Below are 7,755 nucleotides of genomic sequence, written 5' to 3'. Positions count from 1 at the left end.
TAGCGTTCCTGGCGCAGCCGGCAGACCCGCGCCTCCGACGCTGCTCCGCCGAGCAGCTTCTGCCAGTAACGCGAGGTGATCAAGAGCGAGTCGTCGATGCCCAGCGCCAGGGCGAGGATCGAACAGTGGTTGCCAGCACGACGCCGCTGAGCGCGAACAGGCCGGCCATGCCGACGCCGACGCCGATCATCAGCAGGGTCATCCCGGCCACCACCAGCGATTCGAAGGTGACCACAAGGACGATCGCGGCGACCGCCGCACCGATTGCTTCGGCTGAAGCGAACTCCCGACCGGAGCGAATCACGGCCGCCACGCCGAACTTCTCGAACGCGGTTCGCTGGTCTGCGGTCACCTCGCCGAGGTCCTTGGCGAGCTGGACCTCGATCCGGGAGTACCGGGCCGTCGAGTTGGGGCGCTGCGACTCGGTGCCGGGCGTTGTGAAGTTGCTCGTCGTCGGGCCTGGTGGGATGGTCAGTCGACGGGCTCGATCGCCCCGCTTAGCAGCGCCAACAGCGTCTCGCGTAGTTCGTCGTCGGGTACGTCGTCGAAGTCGCCGGACGTCTCCGCGATCCCGGCGAGCATGACCCGCGCGGCGATCCGGGCGGCCGGGCGTTCGGGACGCCCGGCTACCGCGTCGACGAGTCGGTCGGCGAACCGTTCGAGGTGTGCGAACTCGGGGCTCTCGAGCAACTCCCGGAACTCGCCCCGCAGCAGGGCCATCTCCCGCCGGAACTGGACCGCGAGGTCGACGAAGCCTCCTATGGCGACCCGCTGGGCGGTCGCCGGATCGGCCGTGGCGGCGATGCTGTCCTCAAGCGCCCGAATTACCGTGAGCGCCGGGGCCATCAGCTCAAACAGAAGGGCTTCCTTGTTGGGGAAGTGGTAGAGCACCGCCGCCTTGGAGCAGCCCACGTCGCGGGCGATGTCCTGTAACGAGGTGCCCTTGTAACCAGCGAATGCGAAACGCCGCGCCGCAGCCGCAAGGATCTCGTTGTGCATCTCCGGCGCCGTCCGTGCCATGGCGTTCCACCTCCAGAACCAGCATGCCTGACCGGTCGATCAAGGGCTGACCGGTCGGGCGGAACGGTGGTATCGGTCACCCACGTTGATCGCGTGGCATCGAAGGGGTGAAGAGCGACGACGGTGAGATCACCGAGGCGGTCACGAAGATCACCTGGACCGCCGGTGCCGGGGCGGCGATCAAGCCGGGCCAGTTCCAGGAGTTCGCGGTCTCTCTCGGCCCGCTGCCGAAGACCGATCAGGTGATCTTCAAGGCGCTGCAGCCAGCAGCGGCGACGACAGTGACACGGACAGCGGCAACGGCACGGCGTACGGCATCGCCGGGATTCTGCCGGGTCTGGTCGGCCTCGTCGCCGGGCTGCTGGCCTACCGTCGAACCGGTCAGGCCAGCTGAGCTTGCCGGGGCTGGCCGTCGCCGGCTTCGAGATAGTGGGCGTGTTCGGGCTCACCAGGGGTGGCGCCGGGTGGGGTCGCGGCGCCCGAGAAGGCGGTGCCGGCGTGGAGTGCGGTAAGTGTGGTGGCGACGGCGTGGGCGCAGCAGTCGTCGCCAGTGGTTCCCCAGTCGCAGTCGGTGGTGGAGAGGCCGCCGACGATGCCGATCCAGGGTTGGAAGACGCCGTTGTGGCTGTGGACGACGGCTTGGACGCCGCCGCCGGCCGGTTCGAGTTCGCCGACGCTACCGTTACTCAGCAGCCGAGCCGCGGCCTCGGCCACCGTGGTGGGGATGGATTCCCGGAACGCGTCGATGTCGACGCGGACTGCCACGGGCGGGCATTTTACCGGTCAGGGTGGAGGCGGGCGGCGTCGAGCTTGGCCAGGAACGCCGGCCGGCGCCGGTGCTGTCCGCGCAATTCGTCCAGGTATTTAGCGAACTGGTCGGTTTCGTCGGTGGCCGCGTACGCGTCACGCAGATGGCGGAGCAGCGTGGTGGCTGTGTCGTAGCGGCGCTTGTCATGCGAGTCCAGCAGGTGGGCGTTGACGAGTGCCCGGTAGGGTTCGCGCACGTCGGCTGGATGGCCTTGCTGCCGACGGTGCAGGAGTTCGACGCGTTGCCGGGCGGGCAATTCGTCCAAGCGTGCGAGTCCGGTGTGCCAGGCTTCGTCATCACGGCCGGTGTGGTGCAGCGCGTCGATCAGGTGAGGAAGGTGGCCGGGCTGCCGGGCGACGCGGTCGCGTACCACAGTCAGCGCCCACTCGGTGTGGGTTTCGTCGCGGTTGGTATCGGCCACCGTCGCCAGCAGTGACCGGAGGTTGTCGATGGTCGGCTGCTTGTCGAACGCACCCGACGCTCGGCCGCTGCGGCGCGCGGTTCGCCGGTCTCGAGCAGCAGCCCCACCAGCAGCTCACGTAGCCGCGCGGATTGGTGGCCGGTGGGGTGTTCGGCGAGTCCGCGTCGAGCCCAGCCGATCGCGTCGGCGGGTCGTCCCGCGCGGTGCCCCGACGAGATGTCGCAAGTGGCCGGCGTCTACCGGCGCTCAGATAGGGGCCTGGCGGGGGCCGCCGGGATGGCGGCCCCGTCAGGTGCGGTCAGAGAACGCCGCAGATGGTGCCGGCCGGGCTGTCCGTGGTGCATTGATTGCCCATCCACACGTTGGCCGCCCGGTTGTCATCCCGGGCGTCCAGCACGAGGTTGCCCGTCATGACGTTGCCGGTGAATGTGTTGGCGGCCGCGGCTGCGGCTGAGTAGATCCCGTACCGCCGGTTGCCATCGGTCAGGTTGTCGCGCACCTGCAGGCCTGTGTTGCCGGGCGGCAGGATGATGCCGTCGTTGCCGTTGCCGCTGCTGACGTTGCCGGCGATGACCGAATCGCGGAGGCTGCCGGTGCCGGCGGGCAGGCCCGGACCGGCGTTGATCCCGCTGAAGACCATGCCGCGCGCGGTGTTGCCGGTGAGCGTGACCCGGCGGCTCGGCTCCGGGAACTTGTCGATGAAGTTGTTGGGCAGGAAGGCGATGCCGATCCGGCCGTCGGTCAGAACGTTGTCGGCGACGGTCAGGTTGGTGTTGCCGCCGCCGAAGCCGAGCGCGGCAGTGGCACCCGAGGCGCCGGAGACCTCGTTGGCGATCACGGCGCTATTGGTCGCGTGCTGCATCACGATGCCAGACGACTCCTCCCGGGAGGCGTTGTGGTCGATGGCGACGTCTATCCGCCAACCGGGGCCGGCGACGTCGATGCCGACGAGGTTGCGGAACGTTCGGTTGTGGTCGATCCGCGCCGTAATCAAGTCGCGGGCGTTCCAAGCGCCGCGTTCGTCGCCAATCACCGGCAGCGCCCAGAGAGTGTCGTCGTCGAGTTCCGACACCAGTCCCCACCGGTTGTCCCGCAGACAGTTGTGGTCTACCCGGGACTCGATGCCGCCCGAGGCGCCGAAGTCTATGCCGAACAGGGTGTTCAACCGGATCAGGTTGTGATGCATGCGGTTCCCCGCGAAGTGGTCGCCCAGGTCGACGCCGACCGAGGCGCCCTGGACGACGAACCCGGCGAGCGTGACGTCAGGAGCGCTCATGTCCACCGCGACGGTGAAGCCGTCCCCGGGCGGGTCGATGATCACCTGCTGGGTAGGGTCGAGGTCGTCCGCCGCCGTCGCGGTGGTGGCGAAACAATCCACGGCCTCGGCGCTGTCCGGCTGGCCCCACAGAGTCAGCGGCTTGTCGACCCGTACGCTCTCTGGATAGATGTCCGGGCAGACCCGAACCACGGCGCCGGCCGGAGCCGCGTCCACCGCCGCCTGGATCGATGTGAAGTCCGCGCTGCCGCACTGCGCCCTGTCCCGGTCCACCACCAGCGTGACGGTCGCCGGAGCCGCAGCGGCAGCCGGGGGTGCGGTCAAGGTCACCGCCAGCGCGGCGAGGGCAGGTAGCAATCTCCTGGGTGCCATCACGCTGTCCTTCCCAATGTGGGCCCCCCTCGTGCCCGCTGCCAGCATCGTCCGCTCCGCCAGCGGGTCCAGGCAGTGTCGCAACCGCCACTAGCCGAACGCCTGCTTGCCGGTCACTGGGCTGGTTGTCACACTCAGTTTCGACGCACAGTTCATCGTCGGAGGGCACATGCGACGGGACGAGGCGCTAATCCGCGCCAGCGTGGACGCGGCCCGACGCGCGGCCGCCGGCGACGATTACGTGGAACCGTTCATCGCTTCCGTCGGGCGGCTGCTAGACGTGGACGCGGGAGTGGGCTTCACGCGGTGGGATCTGACGGCCGGCGCCCTCGACGAGGTGACCGTCACGGTATGGGGTGCCGAGCCGTTGCCGCGGGACTACATCGAGGCCGCCCGTGCGGTGGCCGTCCGGCACCCGTGCTTTCTTGACCTCGGCTCCGGCCGCCGTGAGGGGCAGCGGGTCAGCGACTACGTCGACCTGCATCGGTTCTGGGACACCGAGACCTACCACCGGATGCACGGTTGGACCGACGGGCGCTACCCAGCGGGGCTGCACCTAGGCGCGTGGCCGGACCGGGTCATCTTTCTCGGCCTGCACCGCCGACGACGCAACTTTGCCGACGACGACATGCGCGCGCTCGCCCTCGTGCGGGAGCCGTTGGCCAGCGCGTTGGCCTTCCGCATGGAACTGGACGCGGCGACTGCCCGGTTGGTCGCCGCCGAGCCGGCGGAGGGTGATCGGCTCACGCCTCGCGAGCGGGACGTCCTTGCCTTGGTGGCGCGGGGGTGGACCAACCAGCGAATTGGGCACCGTCTGGGAATCACCGAACGCACAGTACGCAAGCACCTGGAATGCGGGCGAGACAAGGTCGGAGCCAGTAGTCGGGCCGAGGCCGCTGCCTGGTGGGCACGCTCCGGCCCGCGCTGATCCCGCACTCCTCCAAGCCACGTCCGCTCCCGCGTCTCGAGCATGCCAGATCCGGATAAATGGCAAGATCATGCCCAGGTCGGGAGTCGGAATTGCGGTCAGCGCCTCCGCCCCGATCCCACCGGAGCCCGCAGCACGCGAGAACTGGAACAAGTGTTGTGGGCGCGGGGTAGTCGACTCATGGCTCATGAATGCCGGGAACGAGCGTACGGTGCGACCGGGAGACGAGCTTGTGCTGGCCAAGGCGGCGGCCGCGGGCCAGCCGGCGGGCAGCCGCGGTAGCGTCAGGTCGCGGGAGCGGTCCCCATCAGTTCTCCTCGCCGCGGCGGGCGACCATCAGCGGGGCGGGGAAGCGGGTCACCGCCCGGACGTCGACGAAGCCTGCACCGGTTAGCAGGTCGGCCGCCTCGGCCGGGGCCATGCCGCCCCCGCCCAGCAGCAGGTACTCGACGTCGGCCGCCGCGCCCGGCACCGTGTCGCCGGGTGCCGCGGCGAGCCCATCACCAGGACGGCACCGGGGCGGGCACTGCGGCGCAGCCGGGGCAGGGCGGCGGCCAGCACGGCCGGTGGCAGGAACGGCTGGGGAACCCAGAGGAGGTCGTACGCGCCGACCTCGTAGACGTCTGTCACGGACTGTTCGCGTACCTCGATCCGGTCGTTCAGGCCGGCGGTGGCCACCGCGCTGCGGGCGACGCGGACCGAGAGTGGATTGATATCGAGCCCCACCGCCGCCAGCTCGGGGTGCCGGCGGCACAGCCCGATGCTGATGCCGGCGGCACCCGCCCCGACGTCGAGGAACGCCGCCCCCGGGCGGTCCAGCCGGTCGGGGAAACCCGGTACGTCGGTGAGCAGCTGCGCGAGGATGTGGTTGACCGCCGGCCCGTTGGCCTGGCCGAAGAAACGGACTACCTCCGGCTCGTCCGGCGACCATGTCGTCGCACCGGCGGAAAGCGCCGTCGCCAGCTGCAGCGTGGCGGCGACGTAACCGCCGAGGGCCGCTAGCGGTACGCCGGGCGGCAGCACGGCCGCCAGCGATTCGTTCGGGCGTACCGGATCCGGCGCCAGCAGTCCCGTGGCGATCAGGAGTCGTTGACAGGCGGCGGCGACGGGGTCGTCGACCGGTGCGGGCTGGTCCAGCAATCCTTGGCGGGCCAGTCGGCCCAGCGCGCCCAGCACCAAGACGTTGGCCTGCACGTCGTTCAGCGACCTCGCCATGAGGTCATGGTCCTCGTCGCCGACCTGTGCGACCAGTGCGGGCAGCGTCTGATACCCGACGTCCCGCACGGCGCATGGCGCCAGCCACATCGAGGAGGGCGGAGGGGCTCGCTGACGCCAGTCGGGACAGTCTTGCCGCATCGACGTAGGGCACTGAGCTCTGTCGTGCTGGCGTCGGTTTGGATTCTGCAAGCTGAGACTCGAATCGCACCCGCAGCCCTCTGGCCAGGGCTTCTTGCGCGGTGACCTCTTCGGCGGACCCGAAGGCGTCAGCACCGGCACCTCCGCTCAACAGGCCGGCGCCATCCACTCACGGCACCCCTTAATGTCAAGGCGCCGCTGACGCCAAGGGTTTAGGGTGGTTGGTGGCGGGTCCGGGAAGTGGCTTGTCCGAAGGGCCGATGTTCGGGGTCAGGTCGGTCACGCTGGATTGCAGAGTCGTCCCCGATTGCCCTCCCGGGTCCGCCGCATCTCTTCTCCTCTCGTCGGCGACCATGCGTGCGTAGACCACGTTGGACAACCGTCGTTTGAGGGCGCGCATGGCTTCCATCGAAGTCTTCCCGGCGGCTTTTTCGCGTCGAAGTAGGCGCGTCCTTGCGTGCGGTTGCGCAGCTGGACCACGGCCATGATGTGCAGCGTGCGGTTGATCCGCCGGTTGCCAGCGCGGGAGAGACGGTGACGCTTCTGGTCGCCGGAGGAGGCGTCCAGCGGGGCGGTGCCGTTCCAGGAGGCGAACCGGTCGCGGTCGGCGAACCGGCTGATGTCTCCGACGTCTGCCAGCAGCCGGGCGGCCCCGGCGGGGCCGATACCGTGCAAGTCCATCAGGGTGGAGCCGCGGGCGATCACCAGGGCCTTCAGATCCTTGTCCGCGGCTTTGATCTTCTCGTCGATGCCCTCGAGTTCACCGATGAGCTCGACGGCGAGGCGGCGTCTGGTCTTGCCCACGATGTCGCGGGGTTTGACCGTGGCGATCAACGCGCGGGCCTGCGCCGCGGACAGGAACTTCTTCGCCCCGCCGGGTAACAGTTCCAGCAGCAACCGGTGCAGCCGGTTGATGGTCTGGGTTCGGGCGCGGCCCAGCTCGTCACGCCGATCGGCGAGCATGCCCATCACCTGCAGGTCCGCGTCGACCTGAACCTGCACCAGATTCCGGCTGCATAGCGCCACCATCGCGACCGAGTGCGCATCCACCGGGTCGGTTTTGCGGCCGTTGCCGGTGGCGAACACCCGCACCTGCGCCGACAGTTTCGCGGGCACGTCGAGCACCGTCTCACCGTCGTGCACCAGGCGGTGGGCGATGTGTTTGCCGATGCCGTTGCAGCCCTCGACCGCCCAGACCCGATCGGCGTACTTGCGGCCAGCGGCGAGCATGTCGGCGTAGCCGGCCTTGTCAGTCCCAAAGCGGCCCACCGCGAGCACCCGACCGCGTTCGTCGACGACCTCGATGGTGGCTGAACCCTTGTGCGGGTCCATCCCGATGATCACGCGCATCGGCGCCTCCCTTGGCTGAACTCGACGGAGTTGTCAGCAAGGAGGGCACCGCTACTTCGAGCAGAACAAACCCCTTTCCAGCCACTCCTCGCGCGGTGCCCGGCGAGACCGCAGGCCATGAGAGAGCCACACCAATGACACCGGTGGGCAGCCGCAATGTGGGAGCGTCTCGCCGGGCACCTGGACCGAGTCTGGCCGGACACCGGTCCTGGACCAAGTCTCTA

8 protein-coding genes and 1 pseudogene are annotated in these 7,755 nt (G+C 69.2%); 2 read left to right on the top strand and 7 right to left on the bottom strand.

Features of this window, described 5'->3' with window-relative positions:
- Positions 1–79: 79 nt before the first annotated feature.
- Together ACL02O_RS33095 and ACL02O_RS33090 are read right to left on the bottom strand one after the other, a co-directional pair.
- The gene (locus ACL02O_RS33095) at positions 80–352 is read right to left on the bottom strand and encodes a hypothetical protein (protein ID WP_412822118.1); all 273 of its coding nucleotides are present in this window, start codon (positions 350–352) and stop codon (positions 80–82) included.
- Positions 353–471: 119 nt separating this feature from the next.
- Positions 472–1,020 carry a TetR/AcrR family transcriptional regulator gene (locus tag ACL02O_RS33090; protein ID WP_412822117.1) on the bottom strand — a complete coding sequence of 183 codons (549 nt, stop codon included), beginning with the start codon at positions 1,018–1,020 and terminating at the stop codon, positions 472–474.
- Between the two features lie 107 nt (positions 1,021–1,127).
- Here ACL02O_RS33090 and ACL02O_RS33085 point away from each other — a divergent pair.
- Positions 1,128–1,253, top strand: a pseudogene (locus tag ACL02O_RS33085) (DUF1775 domain-containing protein); the annotation flags it as partial.
- A gap of 148 nt (positions 1,254–1,401) precedes the next feature.
- Here ACL02O_RS33085 and ACL02O_RS33080 read toward each other — a convergent pair.
- The 3 genes from ACL02O_RS33080 to ACL02O_RS33070 all read right to left on the bottom strand — a co-directional run bounded on the left by ACL02O_RS33080 (position 1,402) and on the right by ACL02O_RS33070 (position 3,897).
- On the bottom strand, positions 1,402–1,785 hold the full coding sequence (locus ACL02O_RS33080; RefSeq protein ID WP_412822119.1) for a hypothetical protein: 384 nt from the start codon (positions 1,783–1,785) through the stop codon (positions 1,402–1,404).
- An 11-nt stretch (positions 1,786–1,796) separates the two neighbouring features.
- Positions 1,797–2,249 (bottom strand): hypothetical protein, encoded by a 453-nt coding sequence (locus ACL02O_RS33075; RefSeq protein ID WP_412822116.1) that lies wholly within the window; start codon positions 2,247–2,249, stop codon positions 1,797–1,799.
- A 298-nt stretch (positions 2,250–2,547) separates the two neighbouring features.
- A complete protein-coding gene (locus tag ACL02O_RS33070; protein WP_412822115.1) occupies positions 2,548–3,897 on the bottom strand; it encodes a NosD domain-containing protein in 1,350 nt (449 codons plus the stop codon).
- Positions 3,898–4,066: 169 nt separating this feature from the next.
- Here ACL02O_RS33070 and ACL02O_RS33065 point away from each other — a divergent pair, with 169 nt between their 5' ends.
- Positions 4,067–4,825 carry a LuxR C-terminal-related transcriptional regulator gene (locus ACL02O_RS33065; RefSeq protein WP_412822114.1) on the top strand — a complete coding sequence of 253 codons (759 nt, stop codon included), beginning with the start codon at positions 4,067–4,069 and terminating at the stop codon, positions 4,823–4,825.
- A 390-nt stretch (positions 4,826–5,215) separates the two neighbouring features.
- On the opposite strand, the gene ACL02O_RS33060 is transcribed toward ACL02O_RS33065, so the two are convergent.
- Positions 5,216–6,040, bottom strand: coding sequence for an SAM-dependent methyltransferase (locus ACL02O_RS33060; RefSeq protein ID WP_412822113.1), 825 nt, complete (start codon positions 6,038–6,040; stop codon positions 5,216–5,218).
- Between the two features lie 420 nt (positions 6,041–6,460).
- Positions 6,461–7,531 carry an IS110 family RNA-guided transposase gene (locus ACL02O_RS33055; protein ID WP_412822112.1) on the bottom strand — a complete coding sequence of 357 codons (1,071 nt, stop codon included), beginning with the start codon at positions 7,529–7,531 and terminating at the stop codon, positions 6,461–6,463.
- Positions 7,532–7,755 lie beyond the last annotated feature (224 nt).

Origin of the sequence: Micromonospora mangrovicola, assembly GCF_047200535.1 — a bacterium.
GTDB lineage: Bacteria > Actinomycetota > Actinomycetes > Mycobacteriales > Micromonosporaceae > Micromonospora.
This window is presented reverse-complemented; position numbering and strand designations above follow the sequence as displayed.

Bases quoted from the DNA above. Each gene is read 5' to 3' on its own strand.
- ACL02O_RS33090 (WP_412822117.1), bottom strand. From the start codon at position 1,020: ATGGCACGGACGGCGCCGGAGATGCACAACGAGATCCTTGCGGCTGCG.
- ACL02O_RS33060 (WP_412822113.1), bottom strand. From the start codon at position 6,040: ATGGCGAGGTCGCTGAACGACGTGCAGGCCAACGTCTTGGTGCTGGGC.
- ACL02O_RS33070 (WP_412822115.1), bottom strand. From the start codon at position 3,897: ATGGCACCCAGGAGATTGCTACCTGCCCTCGCCGCGCTGGCGGTGACC.
- ACL02O_RS33065 (WP_412822114.1), top strand. From the start codon at position 4,067: ATGCGACGGGACGAGGCGCTAATCCGCGCCAGCGTGGACGCGGCCCGA.
- ACL02O_RS33055 (WP_412822112.1), bottom strand. From the start codon at position 7,531: ATGCGCGTGATCATCGGGATGGACCCGCACAAGGGTTCAGCCACCATC.